The organism is Marinilactibacillus sp. GCM10026970, from assembly GCF_042660675.1.
In the GTDB taxonomy this organism is placed as follows: Bacteria; Bacillota; Bacilli; order Lactobacillales; family Carnobacteriaceae_A; genus Marinilactibacillus.
This window is the reverse complement of record NZ_JBHSUL010000016.1, coordinates 1-15,252: the sequence shown is the minus strand read 5'-3', so window position 1 is coordinate 15,252 and position 15,252 is coordinate 1. Positions and strand designations below refer to the sequence as shown.

General features: G+C 36.3%; 16 protein-coding genes and 1 rRNA gene. 12 read left to right on the top strand and 5 right to left on the bottom strand.

All coding sequences use genetic code 11. The features are described 5' to 3' along the window. Positions 1 to 109: 109 nt before the first annotated feature. A complete protein-coding gene (locus ACFP65_RS05525) occupies positions 110 to 673 on the bottom strand; it encodes a hypothetical protein (protein ID WP_379916682.1) in 564 nt (187 codons plus the stop codon). A gap of 155 nt (positions 674 to 828) precedes the next feature. Here ACFP65_RS05525 and cls point away from each other — a divergent pair, with 155 nt between their 5' ends. The 5 genes from cls to ACFP65_RS05500 all read left to right on the top strand — a co-directional run bounded on the left by cls (position 829) and on the right by ACFP65_RS05500 (position 6,065). Further along, positions 829 to 2,370, top strand: coding sequence for a cardiolipin synthase (gene cls, locus ACFP65_RS05520; protein WP_379916680.1), 1,542 nt, complete (start codon positions 829 to 831; stop codon positions 2,368 to 2,370). 129 nt (positions 2,371 to 2,499) lie between these two features. Then, on the top strand, positions 2,500 to 3,900 hold the full coding sequence (locus ACFP65_RS05515; protein WP_379916678.1) for a bifunctional metallophosphatase/5'-nucleotidase: 1,401 nt from the start codon (positions 2,500 to 2,502) through the stop codon (positions 3,898 to 3,900). Further along, positions 3,897 to 4,613, top strand: coding sequence for a YutD family protein (locus ACFP65_RS05510; RefSeq protein ID WP_379916676.1), 717 nt, complete (start codon positions 3,897 to 3,899; stop codon positions 4,611 to 4,613). The genes ACFP65_RS05515 and ACFP65_RS05510 overlap by 4 nt, the downstream gene beginning before the upstream one ends. A gap of 43 nt (positions 4,614 to 4,656) precedes the next feature. Continuing rightward, on the top strand, positions 4,657 to 5,439 hold the full coding sequence (locus ACFP65_RS05505; RefSeq protein ID WP_379916674.1) for a TIGR01457 family HAD-type hydrolase: 783 nt from the start codon (positions 4,657 to 4,659) through the stop codon (positions 5,437 to 5,439). Next, positions 5,436 to 6,065, top strand: a complete 630-nt coding sequence (locus ACFP65_RS05500) for a TIGR01906 family membrane protein (RefSeq protein WP_379916672.1) — start codon at positions 5,436 to 5,438, stop codon at positions 6,063 to 6,065. Before ACFP65_RS05505 ends, ACFP65_RS05500 begins: the two co-directional genes overlap by 4 nt. Before the next feature lie 35 nt (positions 6,066 to 6,100). Here ACFP65_RS05500 and ACFP65_RS05495 read toward each other — a convergent pair whose 3' ends face one another. The 3 genes from ACFP65_RS05495 to ACFP65_RS05485 are packed head-to-tail and all read right to left on the bottom strand — an operon-like array spanning position 6,101 to position 8,162. Beyond that, complete coding sequence (locus ACFP65_RS05495; protein WP_225743516.1) at positions 6,101 to 6,610, bottom strand: phosphatidylglycerophosphatase A; 510 nt, start codon at positions 6,608 to 6,610, stop codon at positions 6,101 to 6,103. Between the two features lie 32 nt (positions 6,611 to 6,642). Beyond that, complete coding sequence (locus ACFP65_RS05490; RefSeq protein WP_379916670.1) at positions 6,643 to 7,644, bottom strand: NAD(P)/FAD-dependent oxidoreductase; 1,002 nt, start codon at positions 7,642 to 7,644, stop codon at positions 6,643 to 6,645. Between the two features lie 26 nt (positions 7,645 to 7,670). Next, on the bottom strand, positions 7,671 to 8,162 hold the full coding sequence (locus ACFP65_RS05485; RefSeq protein WP_379916668.1) for a divergent PAP2 family protein: 492 nt from the start codon (positions 8,160 to 8,162) through the stop codon (positions 7,671 to 7,673). Positions 8,163 to 8,442: 280 nt separating this feature from the next. Between ACFP65_RS05485 and ACFP65_RS05480 the strand changes: the two genes are divergently transcribed. Next, entirely contained in the window at positions 8,443 to 9,033 is a 591-nt protein-coding gene (locus tag ACFP65_RS05480) for a peptidylprolyl isomerase (protein ID WP_379916666.1), read from the top strand. A gap of 78 nt (positions 9,034 to 9,111) precedes the next feature. Beyond that, a complete protein-coding gene (locus ACFP65_RS05475; protein WP_379916664.1) occupies positions 9,112 to 9,972 on the top strand; it encodes an ROK family protein in 861 nt (286 codons plus the stop codon). An 81-nt stretch (positions 9,973 to 10,053) separates the two neighbouring features. Here ACFP65_RS05475 and ACFP65_RS05470 read toward each other — a convergent pair whose 3' ends face one another. Next, positions 10,054 to 11,232 carry a MalY/PatB family protein gene (locus ACFP65_RS05470; RefSeq protein WP_379916662.1) on the bottom strand — a complete coding sequence of 393 codons (1,179 nt, stop codon included), beginning with the start codon at positions 11,230 to 11,232 and terminating at the stop codon, positions 10,054 to 10,056. A 188-nt stretch (positions 11,233 to 11,420) separates the two neighbouring features. On the opposite strand from ACFP65_RS05470, the gene ACFP65_RS05465 reads away from it, so the two are divergent. The 5 genes from ACFP65_RS05465 to ACFP65_RS05445 form a co-directional block, all read left to right on the top strand. Next, complete coding sequence (locus ACFP65_RS05465) at positions 11,421 to 11,804, top strand: CvfD/Ygs/GSP13 family RNA-binding post-transcriptional regulator (RefSeq protein ID WP_379916660.1); 384 nt, start codon at positions 11,421 to 11,423, stop codon at positions 11,802 to 11,804. 100 nt (positions 11,805 to 11,904) lie between these two features. Next, positions 11,905 to 12,297: an NUDIX domain-containing protein gene (locus ACFP65_RS05460; protein ID WP_379916658.1), complete on the top strand. Its 393-nt coding sequence runs from the start codon at positions 11,905 to 11,907 to the stop codon at positions 12,295 to 12,297. A gap of 108 nt (positions 12,298 to 12,405) precedes the next feature. Beyond that, entirely contained in the window at positions 12,406 to 13,755 is a 1,350-nt protein-coding gene (locus ACFP65_RS05455) for a glucose-6-phosphate isomerase (protein ID WP_379916656.1), read from the top strand. A gap of 95 nt (positions 13,756 to 13,850) precedes the next feature. Then, positions 13,851 to 14,375, top strand: a complete 525-nt coding sequence (locus tag ACFP65_RS05450) for a GNAT family N-acetyltransferase (protein ID WP_379916654.1) — start codon at positions 13,851 to 13,853, stop codon at positions 14,373 to 14,375. Between the two features lie 469 nt (positions 14,376 to 14,844). After that, a 16S ribosomal RNA gene (locus tag ACFP65_RS05445) occupies positions 14,845 to 15,252 on the top strand; the annotation flags it as partial.

The window sequence follows — 15,252 nt, the reverse complement described above, 5'->3', positions numbered from 1 at the left end:
TAAACAAGAATAAACCCTATAAGGATTGTAAAAAAGCACAATTCTTACAGGGTTTATTTGTATTTGAATATTTTAAGGGACTTTTGTCCCAGCCTCTTTTTTAAATCTTTTACGCATAATGGTCTGACCTCAATTGCTTGAATGTTACGAAACGGAACAAGAATTGACCAATCGTTACTAAACATAGAAGAGAAAAAGGTACAAAGAATAAAACGGATTCTCTTACAACATCGATTGAAGCAACATGCCAATAAACGAGTACAGTTCCTAAGGTCATTGACCCATTGAAAATGATCGTAGGTAGTGGTTTATGCTTGAATTTGCTGATCAGTTTCAAAGAAAATAGCAGGCCAAACGTAAATAAAGCAATATAACCCAAAACACTCGTCATAGATAAAAGCGCTATTGAAGTCATGAATTGAAATTCTACAACAATGTGGTAAAGGGCGAAAATAGAGATCGCTAAAGTGAAAAACTTTGAAGTGAATTCAGATGATTCATTAGTGGAACAAGCGAGCGCCACCATACTAATATAAGCAAACGTTCCTATAATCATAGATTGATTATGATTTAAGTACTCTGGAAGAATATCCACATATAAACCTGTTAACAACAAAAGGCTAAACAGCATAAATCCAGCTTTTAAAACGAAAGACCGATTTTTAAGATTCAACGTTACCCTCCTTTCTATACGTCTTCGGATGACTACGCTAATATTCTACCATGTTCATAATGATTCATCGAATAATAGCGTTTAAAAACATTCGTGACAAAAGAGCTTGAAAAGAGCATACTGATAAGTAAAGATTACATAAAGGAATGACAGATATGATACATAAGTGGATGGTTCAAATTTTTAGAAGAAGAGTTCTACTAGCGATTTTAATTGTTGTACAGTTTAGTATATTTGCCTATATGGTGAATCAATCAATTGCCTATTCCATTGTCATAGAGTCTTTGTTTACATTTTTATCTATTATTATTGCCTTACATGTAGTTGGAAAAAAAGGAAAAGAAGCATATAAAATCACTTGGATTTTACAAGTGTTGATTTTTCCTGTATTTGGAGCACTTTTTTACCTTATGTTCAATCGACAGACAAAAACAAAAAAACTTCAAAACAAACTCAAACAAGTGTATCAATTTCATAGACCTTACTTATTGACCGAACCAGATGATTTAGCTCAAGCCTCAGAAACATACCCCGAATATGCGGCTCAAATGTATTATCTACAAGAGACGATGGGATTCCCTGTGTATAGTCAGACAAATGTTGAGTACTATTCTATTGGGGAAGACTATTTTAAGTCTATACTCGAAACTCTTTCAGAAGCAAAAAAGTATATTTTCTTTGAGTTTTTTATCGTCTCTGAAGGGAAAATGTGGACAGAGATAAAGGAAATTCTGATTCATAAAGCTGCAGAGGGTGTTAAAGTTAGAGTGATGTTTGATGATATTGGTAGCTTTGTTACTTTACCAAAAGATACTAAAGTAGAACTTGAAAACTACGGGATTCAGTGTAGAGTGTATAACCCTTTTCACCCTGTGATCACCTCAGCACAAAATAATAGAGATCATAGGAAAATTCTCTCGATAGACGGAATAATTGCTTTTACTGGTGGAGTGAATATTGCGGATGAATATATTAATGAAGTTGAGAGATTTGGACATTGGAAAGATACAGGAATTAAAATGACTGGGCCAGCAGCGTGGGGTCAGACGCTGATTTTCCTACAGCTTTGGCAGACGATGGATCAGGAGTTATCCGCAAAAGATATGAAGCAAATTCTACCAGAATTTGATGCTACTGCAACTTTTCCAAAGCTAGGATTCGTACAACCCTACGCAGATAGTCCAACGGACACACACAACGTGGGAGAGCATGTTTTCGTTAAGATGATTCACCAAGCTAAAAAAAGCATCTTGATCTATACACCCTATCTCATTTTAGATGAGAACTTGGAAACGGCTCTAACATTAGCTGCCCAAAGCGGTCTAAAAGTCCAAATCATCATGCCTAAAAAGTGGGATAAGTACTTGGTTCACATGACGAGTCGTTCTTATTACAAAGATCTGATAGAAGCGGGGGTAGAGGTTTACGAATATACAAAAGGCTTTATGCATGCCAAGTCTATTATTGTAGATGATGAAGCGGCAGTTATTGGAACAATCAATTTTGACTATAGAAGTCTCTACCTGCACTTCGAAAACGCTGTGGTTTTATACGGTGTTCCAGAAATTGATGCCATGCTAAAAGACTTTGAACAAACATTAACGTTCAGCGAAAAAATCTTACTGAGTGACCTTTCTCAATCTTTATCGACAAAACTTGCTCAAAGAGCTTTAAGATTATTTGCTCCGCTCATGTGATTTCTTTAAAATAGTGATAGTAGATAAAATGAATCTATTCTACTTTTAAAATAGAGTGAAAAGTCGATCAATGTTAAAAACATCATTAATGTTTTTAACGGATCTATAGGATTGATGGAGGGTACGAACTTGGAAAAGATCACGATATACCATACGAATGATATACACTCTCATTTAGATACGTGGCCAAGAACTGCAAATTTTCTTAGAAGTCAGCGTTCTTTGCATAAAAGTCGCTCTGAAGATTGCTTTATCTTTGATATTGGAGATGCCTGTGACAGAGTTCACCCGTTAACTGAAGCAACAGAGGGCCGTTCCATGACTAGATTATTAAATGAAGCTGAATATGATGCCGTTACAATCGGAAACAACGAAGGGATTGGCAGTACGAAAGATCAATTAGATCATTTATATGATCAAGCTAATTTTCAAGTCTTATTATCGAACTTGAAAGACAAAGTAACTGGAAAAACGCCAGAATGGGCAAAGCCAATTAAAATTTATCGTACAAAGGAACAGACACGCATCGGTGTAATCGCCTGTACGATTCCGTTAAGTGTCAGTTATGGGCCACTTGGATGGGATGTAGAAGACCCATTTGATAGTATCAAAGAAAAGTTGACTCAGTATGATGATATAATCGATAATTGGATTTTGCTCAGTCATTTGGGGATAGATTACGACCGAAAAATTGCAGAAACATTTCCTGCATTAGATGTTATAATAGGAGCGCATACCCATCATTTATTACCAAATGGAGAACGGGTCAATGAAACTCTGTTGACCGGAGCAGGGAAGTTTGGAGAACACATCGGCCAAATAGATTTGTACTTTGAACATCATACCGTTAAACTGGCAGAGGCAAAGGTTATCAATCTTCTGACTGATATAGAACCGATCAAAAACGAAAAGGGCTTAGTTAAAGAATATATTCAATTCGGTCATGAACTATTACAGGAACAGAAAATTGCAAACATTCCGGAAAATCTTTTGGTAGACTGGAAATCTTGTACAAATTTTGTGAAAATAGGAATGGATGCAATTAGTGATTATGCTGAGACAGATAGCGCAATATTAAATGCGGGTCTATTCTTGCAACCACTCATTGAAGGTAGTGTTACCAATGATGATTTACATCGTGCCTTGCCACACCCTATGCGTGTGCTAAAATACAGCATGAATGGGAAAGTATTCAAAAAGCTTCTCTTATCTATGGAAAGTAAAAAAGAGAGATTACAGACGCTTCCAATCAAAGGACTCGGTTTCAGAGGAGAAGTTTTCGGACAACTATGCTACAAAGGAATTGATATAATCGAAGGATCTAAGATCCTAGTCAACGGAAAAGAGTTAGATGATGAAACTATTTATACAGTAGCGTCCGTTGATCATTATTTATTTGTTCCTTTTTTTCCGGAAATTTCCAAAGAATCAGAATACGAAGTACTTTTCCCGCACTTTCTACGTAAAATAATAGGAAATTATTTGAAAAAACGTTATCCGATAAACAGAGAACAAGAAGGGATCATATGAAAGATACGATAAGCAATGAAAAAGAGACCCAAGATGTAATTGAAGAACAACCTGTAGCTGAAAATAGCGTAGAGCTCTACCTAAAAGAAGACGATAAACTTGTGAAGAAAGTTGATCACGAGACATTATCACTTAATGGAGATGCTTATAAAATTATAGAGAATTACCGAGAAGGTCTAGATCTTGAAATGTTAGAAGCGAGATATAGTGATTTTTTAGAAAAATACGACTATATCGTCGGTGATATTTCTTATGAAAAACTCAGATTGAGAGGATTTTATTATTCCAAGAACAAGAAAGTTCCAATTGATATGAGAATTTCTAGTTTAAAGGACTACTTAACAGAGTATTGTAACTTTGGTTGTGCGTACTTTGTTCTTGAAAGAATGGAACCGAAAAGGAAACAAAAATCTCAACCTAAACGTAAAGGTAAACCTAACACAAGTAAAAAAATTAACCAGAGTACTAAACAGACACACCTTAAAAAAGTTGATCAAGCTAAAAAACAAGAAGGAAAAGCAAATCCAAAAAAACGAGAGTCATTTAAAAAAGATCAGAATAAAAAAGCTTTTACTAAAAAGGAAAGACAACAAACGAATAATACAGCAAATGCACAACCGAAAACGGAAGAAAATAAAGTAAAAACAGTTAAAAATCAAAAAGGCGAAACAAAATTTAAAATACGTCAAAAGAATAAAACAGATACTCAGTAGTATTCAATATACGAAAATTTAAAAAATGAGGTACGTTTATATTATGGATAAAACTGTTAAAGATTATAAAGGTTATCTAATTGATTTAGATGGCACCATGTATAAAGGGGATGAACCAATTACTGAAGCCCCTGCGTTTATCGAACGTCTAAGATCAGCTGGGAAAAAATTTCTTTTTGTAACGAATAATTCTACAAGTAGCCCTGAAGACGTAGCAATCAAGCTTAAGAATCAATTTGATATAGAGGCGCACGAAAATGAAATTTATACAAGTTCTCTCGCAACAGCTGATTACTTGAAGACTCTTGGAGGATACTCAGTGTATGTAATCGGTGAAAAAGGATTGCAACAAGCACTGGAGCAAGCGGGATTTGTTGTAGATGAAGAAAAGCCTGATCATGTCGTTGTTGGATTAGATCGAACGTTGACTTATGAGAAATGTGAGAAAGCAACACTAGCGATTCAAAAAGGCGCAAATTTCGTAGCTACAAATAAAGATACAAACCTTCCTACTGAAAGAGGGATGGTTCCAGGAGCTGGTTCACTTGTAGCTTTGATTGAAAAAGCGACTAGAGTAACCCCTACATTTGTCGGTAAACCTCAGTCAATTATCATGGATGAAGCACTGAAAAGAATCGGTTTAACGAAAAGTGAAGTGCTTATGATAGGAGATAATTATGAAACAGATATCTTAGCAGGTATCAATAATGATATAGACACACTACTAGTTTATACAGGTTTTACAAAAGAAGCAGATTTAATAAATGTGAAAGAGCAGCCAACATATACTATTCAGACGCTTGATGAATGGGTCTTTACTAAATGAGTCGATTAAAAGAGAGTATAGGCATAGTGAGTTTGATATTGCTGATTGTATCAACGGCCATTGCGATCACAATATGGTTTATTCCATTATATCAGCTTGCCATTTATAACTATGATTTGCCGGAACGTTTAGGAATAAGTTATGACCAGTTGATGAATAACTATTATATATTGTTGAGATACTTGCATTTTCCTTGGATCACTGAATTGAACTTTCCAGATTTTATTAGTTCAGAGGATGGATTATTCCATTTTTACGAGGTCAAACGATTGTTTTATATCAATTACGGCGTTCTATTCATTTCAGGAATTGGAACCTATTTTTACGTTCGATTCTTAAGAAAGACGAAACGTTACTGGGTATTGATTAAACCATTTTTTATAGCAAGTTTAGTACCACCAGTATTGTTGATGTTTTTAGCGGTTGCATTTGATCAGATGTTTGTACTATTTCATCAACTTTTTTTTGATAATGATGCTTGGTTGTTTAACCCGGCAACGGATCCGATTATCAACGCTTTACCTGAATCGTTTTTTATGTATTGTTTTATTTTATTTTTCGTTTTGATTGAAGGATCCTTCATTATAGGCTATCAAATAAGTAAAAGAAAAGCGTTCAAAGATTAAAAAGACCCCGCTGACAATAGTCAACGGGGTTTTGCTTATTTCATGATATCTGAAATTCCAGGGTTTGCATGTGCTAAACGACTAGCTGCCGCTGCAGCGATCGCTCCAACAATATCGTCTAAGAAAGTATGTGTTTCTCCTGAATTTTCATGATTATCTAATTTACCGATTAGTTTGGGTTTTGTTTTATCTAAATAACCATAGTTGGTGAAACCAATCGACCCATAGACATTGACGATAGAAAGAGCTAGAATCTCATCAATTCCGTAAAGTCCTTCATCTTCTTGAATGATTTCTTGAAGAGGACTAGATAATTTACCTTGCTCACATAAAACATCTAATTCGATTCCAGTTAGAATAGTATTTTGGACTTCTCGTTTCTTGACGACAGAGCTTACATTCTCCACACATAATTCCATTGAAATATCTGAGATGTAAGGCTTTTGTAAGTCGTAAACGAGTTCAGCAATTTCCTCTAATGTAACCCCTCGTTCTTCTAAACGCTGTAATGCTACTTTGTGTAATTTTGAACTGGGTTGTACCATAATAAGAATCCTCCTCAGAATGAGTAAAATAGTTATTCGTCAAATGATAAGTTTGTACTTTGATAAGGTTGAGCATGTTCTTTTGGATGAAGATAGTGGACAGCGTGGTTTACTGCAGTAGGTGCTTCTCCAAAACCTGTAGCGATTAATTTGATTTTACCGTCATATGTGCTGATATCGCCCGCAGCATAAATGCCTTCGATAGAAGTTTCCATTTTCGGGTTCACGATAATTTCATTTTTATCTAAGGCTATATTCCAGTTTTTCAAAGGACCAATAGAAGAGCTAAATCCATAATTGACCACGAAATAATCTAAATCAATCTTGGTTAATCCTTCGCCCTTAGCCTCTTTGAAAACAACAGATGAAAGGTTTCCGTCTTGTCCAATTAATTCATGCGGAACATAGGGCGTTAATAGTTCTATTGAAGATTGTTTCACTTGTTCTACAGTTGCTTCATGTGCTCTAAACTTGTTTCTCCTGTGAACAAGGTAAACTTTCTTAGCTATGGGTTCCAATGTCAGTGCCCAGTCTACTGCGGAATCACCACCACCACATATCGCGACAGTTTTATCTTTATACTGCTCAAGATGATTAACAATATAGTGTAGTGATTTGTCTTCAAAGCTCTCTGCATGTTCAAGCATCAACTTTCGAGGTTTAAAAGCACCTTGTCCAGTCGTGATAATAATGGTTCGAGAGTAATGAACGCCTTTATTTGTCGTAAGCTCAAACACGCCTTCATCGTTTTTTTGAATGGTTTGTACTTGTTCTTCCATACATAATGCTTGGTCAAATAACTGCATTTGAGCGGTTAGTTGCTTGATGAGTTCTTTACCTGTAACAGCTGCGTAACCGCCAATATCGTAAATTGTTTTGTCGGGGTAGAGTAAGGAAACTTGTCCTCCGAGTACTGGTAATGTCTCAATGATTTTTGTTTTCACGTTTCTCATTCCAGCATAAAATGCTGAAAACATTCCGATGGGACCACCACCTATGATTGTGATATCATATAATTCATTTTCACTTGCCACTTAAAATCCTCCAATAAACTAAACAATTAATAAAGAAAGTTGATGAGTATTGCAATAAGAATACCAGACAGAATACCAAAAAACACTTCAATTGGTTTATGTCCTAAAAATTCTTTTGACTGTCTATTTTCGTCGATCATTTCCTTGACGCTCTTAGTTCCATCTTGACTGATGGCAACAATTGTCTTTCTAAGATTCTCAAAGTCAGCAATCAATTCGTTGATTAATATGCCATGTTCTCCACTTTGTCTACGAACGCCCATCGAATCAAAAATAACGATTACACCAAAAGTGGCAGCAATCGCAACTAATCGAGATCCATAACCCTGTTCAATGATTAATCCTGTAATCAATGCGGTAACTCCGGCTGAATGGGAACTAGGCATACCTCCTGTAGACGTTGCTAGTGCAAAAGATGTAGGACGTCTTAGTAAAAAAGCTACTGGAATTTTAATAATTTGAGTAATAAAGATTGCACATAGAGCAGCAATCAATGGATAGTTGTCAAACAGTGTCATAAGAAATCTTCCTTTACTATAGATACAAATCTAGTATTTATCATAACATGAATAGTGTGTTTATTTGTAGAAAAGTTTGTCTTTTGAAAAGTAGGGTTACTAAGAGAAAAGACGTGTTAACTGTATATGGGATTCCTGATTCAACTCTTTCAGATCATTAAAAGAAACCGAAGTTTTTAAAGATATCTGACTTCGAAAAAGCGTAATAAGGTAAAAGGTATTGGAAAACTCTTTGATCTATTGTAAACTAATAATGATCTTATGAAGGAGGAATTTAAACATGAGCCAATATCCACAATTATCAGAAGTTAAAGAAGATGCGCTAACAGCAACTTTGAAAACGAATAAAGGAGACATTGTTGTACAATTATTTCCTGAGCATGCACCTAAAACAGTAGAAAACTTTACTGGATTAGCTGAAAAAGGATATTACGACGGTGTTATTTTCCACAGAGTTATCCCGAATTTCATGATTCAAGGTGGAGACCCAACTGGAAGCGGTATGGGCGGAGAAAGTCTATGGGGCGGTAATTTTGAAGATGAGTTTTCATCGGATCTCTTTAACCTTAAAGGCGCTTTGTCTATGGCAAATGCTGGACCTGGAACAAATTCAAGTCAATTCTTTATTGTAACCATGTCTGATTTACCAGAGCAAATGATACCTCAACTTGAGCAAGCTGGCTTCCCCGAAGAAGTGATTGAAGCTTACAAAGAAAATGGTGGTACACCGTGGCTTGACCAAAAACATACTGTTTTTGGCCATGTTGTTAAAGGGTTAGATGTAGCAGAAGAGATTCAAAATGTAGATCGTAATGCTATGGATAAACCTAATCAAGATGTAACAATTCAATCTATCGAAATCAATAGATAATAAATAGGTGAAAAATGGGAGGTAGAGCCAGAGTGCTTTACCTCTGATTTTACATATTAAAGCATGGGAGTGTTAGAAATGTTAGGAGCTATCGAAGCTGGGGGAACTAAATTTGTATGCGCTATCAGCGATGAATCATTGGTGATTAAAGAACGTATAACGATTCCGACAACTACACCAGAGGAAACATTGGGGAAAGTTTTTGAGTTTTTTGATCAATTCGAATTAGACTCGATGGGGATTGGTTCTTTTGGTCCTATTGGTGTAAACAAAGATTCTGAGTCATACGGTTATGTTACAACGACCCCAAAAACGGCCTGGAAACATACAGATTTTTTGGGAAAAGTTAAAGAACGCTATACTATCCCAGTGGGATGGACGACAGACGTTAATGCTGCGGCATTAGGTGAGCTAGAAAGAGGAGCAGCAAAAGGAAAGTCCTCTTGTATTTACTTAACGGTGGGTACAGGCATTGGCGGAGGAGCTGTAGTGGATGGTAAACCTCTAGAAGGATTTGGTCATCCAGAAATGGGCCACGTACTGGTTAAAATGCATCCCAATGATATATTTGAAGGGGTGTGCCCGTATCATAAGAACTGTCTTGAAGGATTAGCAGCTGGACCAGCTATTGAAAAGCGCTATGGCAAAAAAGCGCAAGAGTTAACAGACCGTAAAGAGGTTTGGGAAATCGAAGCATTTTATCTTGCTCAAGCACTTATGAATTACACATTAATTTTGAGTCCTGAAAAAATCATTTTAGGTGGAGGGGTTATGAAGCAGAAACAGCTATTCCCTCTTATTCGAAATGAATTCAAGACACTACTAAATGGATATGTTGAAACGCCTGACTTAGATACGTACATTATCCCTCCAGAATTAGGTGATGATGCCGGGATAACAGGAAGTCTACTATTAGCGCTTAAGGAACTAGAAAAATAAGAAAACCATCTCGATGAAAGTGCCGCTGATCGTATGTATAATACATACGATCAGCGGCACTTTTTTTGAAAAAATCTAAAATTAACGAACCGATTCAAAAACTGATTTAATCCTGTTCAGTCCATCCAAAAGAACGGATTTTGGACAAGCAAAATTGAGACGCATAAATTGTCCGCTAGATTCTCCGTAAGACTGTCCATCATTTAAAGCAATATCTCCAACGTCTACAAAAGTTTGTTTGAGCTGCTTGCTATCAATATTTAAAATAGAAGCATCAAACCAGAACAAATAAGTAGATTCGGGTTTCATATAAAATACATCTGGAAGTTCTTTATCAAAAAAGTCCATCACGATTTGTCGATTTTCTTCAAGATAAGTTAGTAGAGCTTTTTGCCAGCCCTCACTTTTTGAAAATGCAGCTTCTGTAGCTGTCATACCAAACGTAGAAACGCCACCTTGCTCTGTTTGAGACTGAACAAATTGTAATTTGTTTTTTATTTCTTCATTATATACAATATAAAAAGCTAATTTAGTACCGGCAAGGTTAAATGTCTTTGTAGCAGAGTGAAGCGTAACGACCCACTCTTTGTACTGATCATCCAAGGTGACAGGGGAATAAATGGTTGAATCAGAATACACCAAATCACTGTGTATCTCGTCACTAACCAACACTACTTGATATGTTACGCATAACGCCGTTAATTCAAGAAGTTCTTCTCTTGACCAAACTCTACCTCCAGGGTTATGAGGATTGCTTAGTAAAAATAATTTTATAGAGTGTGTTTTGAACATTTCTTCTATATGTTGTAAATCCATTTTGTATTGTCCATTTTCAATGAAAAGAGGAGAACGATAGAGTGTTCTACCATTATGTTCGACGATAGATGAAAAAGGCGTATAAACAGGATCATGGATCATCACACCTTCTTTAGGTAAAGTCAAAGCTTGAACGCAAACCCCTAAAGCACCGACAACTCCTGGAGCAAACAATAGGTTTTCCTCTGAAATCGTCATCTGATGTCTACTTTTCTGCCACTCAGCAATTGATTTTATTAACTGATCAGAAGGAAGTGCATAACCTAATATTGAGTGATCAATGAGTTCATGCAAAGCTTGCTTGATTGAATCAGGATGATCAAAGTCCATATCCGCCACCCACATCGGTAAAGCTGTTGCTGATCCAAATAGTGCTTTGCGAGCATCCCATTTCACACTGTTAGTTCCTTCTCTGTTGATTATTTTGTCAAAATCGTTTTCCATTTTAATCATCCTTTACGCCTTTTTTATAGTATAACGTGGTTCAGTATTGAATTCTACTGACGATTGATACTGTCCCTTAAAAGTAATGGGAGAACAGGTAACACCATAGTTTCCCTAACGAATTCATTCATGATATACTATTTAAGATAAATTAGAAAATACTCCATGAAAGATTGAGAGGTGAATTCATGGGATACAAAATTGGAGACCGTGTGCGAGGGAATGTCACAGGTATACAACCGTATGGAGTATTTGTTGCATTAGATGATGAAACACAAGGACTCGTGCATATTTCCGAACTTAAGCATGGTTTTATAAAAGAAATCGAAGATATCGTAACTATCGGAGATACTGTAGATGTTGTCGTAATGGACATTGATGAATACAGTAAAAAAATAAGTTTATCCATGCGAGGACTGAATACACCAAAATATCATCCTTTTTCCAATAAAAAAAAGAACCCAAGATATGGGCGGCGATCAGGGACAGAGTTTGAGTCTATTCGAAGAAAATTCCCCAACTGGATTGATGAAGCACTTCGAGAAATTGAAGAAGGCGAACACCTAGACTAATTTAAGTAGATGAATTGTATCAATGGAGTTAAGTGGTTGAGTGAATCGGTTATAAGAAATTGAACCAGAATATCTGGTCAGATCACGTGAGGTGTAAAATTTGATAGCAAAAAATCATTATGTAGCATGTACGGTTTTGGTTAAAGATGAAGATGATAGGTATGTATTCTTGGTTAAAAAGGAATCAAAAGGTTTTTCGTTTCCAGCAACAGAAGTCAAACCTAAGAAAACGGCACTCGCTTGTATTATAGAAAGAATGAAAGAAGTGCTTTCTATTGATGTAGAAAAATTAGAATTGAACGAGTTGACAAATGCAGTCGTTCAAGATAACCGTGTACCTTTATTCGTATTCACGTATGAAGATGAATCAGTGAAGAGTCCGCTAGAACTACTAATAGACGATAATGAATTAACCTGGGAACATTCAGAGAAAATAACGAAGACACTCGAAGACTGGGAAATTTCAGGTGTTCCACAATTTCTACTGATTTGATCAGACTAAACCAACAAGAGGTTCTTTCACGTTCCTCTTGTTTTTTGTAGGGTAAATCCTTTAAAATATAAACTGAACGATATCAAAAACATGGAGGTTAGAACTCGAATGGGTCACATTTCATTTGATTATTCAAAAGTATTAAATCGTTTTATAGGTAAGGAAGAACTAGATAATATGCAAGCACAAGTAACAACTGCTCACGATACAGTAAGAAACGGTACAGGAGCAGGAAGCGACTTTCTAGGCTGGGTTAATTTACCTACTGAATATGACAAAGACGAATTTGCTCGTATTAAAAAAGCAGCCGAAAAAATCAAGTCTAATTCAGAGATATTGATTGTAATTGGAATCGGCGGCTCATATTTAGGAGCGAAAGCTGCGATTGATTTCTTAAGTCACTCTTTCTACAACGAATTAAGTGCTGATAAAAGAGATACACCACAAATCTTTTTCGCTGGGAATAGTATTAGTTCTACGTATCTTTCTGACTTAATTGAATTAATCGGAGATAAAGACTTTTCGGTTAATGTTATCTCTAAATCAGGAACAACAACTGAACCTGCATTAGCGTTTAGAGTATTCAAGAATTTACTTATCGAAAAATACGGTAAGGAAGAAGCTAAATCTCGTATTTTTGCAACAACGGATAAAGAAAAAGGTGCACTTAAATCACTTGCGGATACCGAAGGCTATGAAACTTTCGTTATTCCTGATGATGTTGGGGGACGATTCTCAGTATTGACTGCTGTGGGTCTATTACCTATTGCTGTAAGTGGCGGTAACTTAGATGAGCTGATGAAAGGTGCTGCAGATGCTGCAAGTTTGTATACAGATACAGACTTATCCAATAATGAAGCTTACCAATACGCTGCATTAAGAAATGTTCTTTACCGCAAAGGATACTCTACAGAACTGTTGATTAATTACGAGCCAAACTTACAGTACTTCTCAGAGTGGTGGAAACAGTTATTTGGAGAATCTGAAGGTAAAGACCAACGTGGTATTTATCCTTCAAGCGCAAACTTCTCAACTGACTTGCATTCTCTTGGGCAGTATATTCAAGAAGGTAGACGTAATTTATTTGAAACAGTTATCAAAGTGGACAATCCAGCTAAAACAATTGATATTCCATCAGAGTCAGAAGACCTTGACGGATTAGGATACCTAGAAGGAAAAGATGTTGACTTTGTTAACACCAAAGCTTTCCAAGGTACACTATTAGCACATACAGATGGAGATGTACCAAATTTTGTAGTAACCATTCCGGACAATAGTGCGTATACTTTGGGATATTTATTCTATTACTTTGAAATAGCTGTTGCGATTTCGGGCTATCTAAATAGTGTCAACCCATTTGATCAGCCAGGTGTAGAAGCTTATAAGAAAAATATGTTTGCTCTCTTAGGCAAGCCAGGCTTTGAAGATTTAGCGAATGAATTGAATAATCGTTTATAAAAGTGATTCATAAAATCACTACGAAAATCTCCTGCGGATCTATATCTGCAGGGGGTTTTTATCTATTCAAATAAATATACTGGAGGAGAACGGATATGGAGAAACACTTGAAAAGTGTAATAGCAACTAGTTCAGATTATGAAAAAGTGTTCAACACATTATTGGATACTGCAAAATGGCTGAATAAAAAAGGGTCAAACCAATGGGGAGATCTGCTCTTAGGAAATGATGTTCATAGAACAGATAGAGCTATTCTTAACCAAAACGTTTATATGGCTTATTCAAAAGATATTTACTTAGGTATTTTTATATTACTGGAAACTCAAAGTTCTTGGGACGCCGAGTTATGGGGAGAAGATTCTGAAGGTCGTGTAACTTACTTGCATAGAGTAGCTTTAGCAAAGGAAGCTCATGGAAGTGGAAATGGAAAATTACTAATGAGAATAGCAATGAATAGAGCTATTAGGAATGGGAATCGAATGATTAGACTTGATTGTGTAGCAGACAACCACTATTTGAATCAATTCTATAAAGATGCAGGGTTTACGTTAGTTGAAACTGACAAGAAAGTTAGTTCTAATAGTCATTCGAAATTTAATTTATATGAAAAAACCTTTTAAATAAAGCTTATTAAGCGAAAAGGAACACTATCAAAAATAAAAAATGAAGTTTATGATACTTTTCTATTGACCAGAATTCCATATCATGATAAAGTATATCTTGTCGCTTGTGAGAGACGATTGAGTCAAAAAAACAAATTCTAATTTGTTCTTGACACCGAATATCACAAGATGATATACTACTATAAGTCGAGCGAGTTAACGCTTCCAACGTAATGTTATCAAGGGTTAACGGAAAAACAATTTTAAAAAAGTTGTTGACAGCGAAATGACAACGTGGTATGATATATGAGTTGCTGTTAAAGCGACAACGACATAACACGAAGCAATAAAGAGTAGATCTTTGAAAACTGAACAAAGTAAAAACAACCAAATGTGCAGGGGTCTTCGATTCATTTATGAATCAAGACAACTAAACGAATGAACAAGGTTCATTCACAATTTTTAATCAATGAGCAAGTCAAACACTTAAAACGAGAGTTTGATCCTGGCTCAGGACGAACGCTGGCGGTATGCCTAATACATGCAAGTCGAACGATGAAATTCTCTGCTTGCAGAGAATGGATTAGTGGCGAACGGGTGAGTAACACGTGGGTAACCTGCCCATAAGAGGGGGATAACATCCGGAAACGGATGCTAATACCGCATAGGTCTTTGAGACGCCTGTCTCTTAGATGAAAGGTGGCTTCGGCTGCCACTTATGGATGGACCCGCGGCGTATTAGCTAGTTGGTAAGGTAATGGCTTACCAAGGCTTTGATACGTAGCCGACCCGAGAGGGTGATCGGCCACACTGGGACTGAGACACGGCCCAGACTCCTACGGGAGGCAGCAGTAGGGAATCTTCCACAATGGGTGAAAACCTGATGGAGCAATAC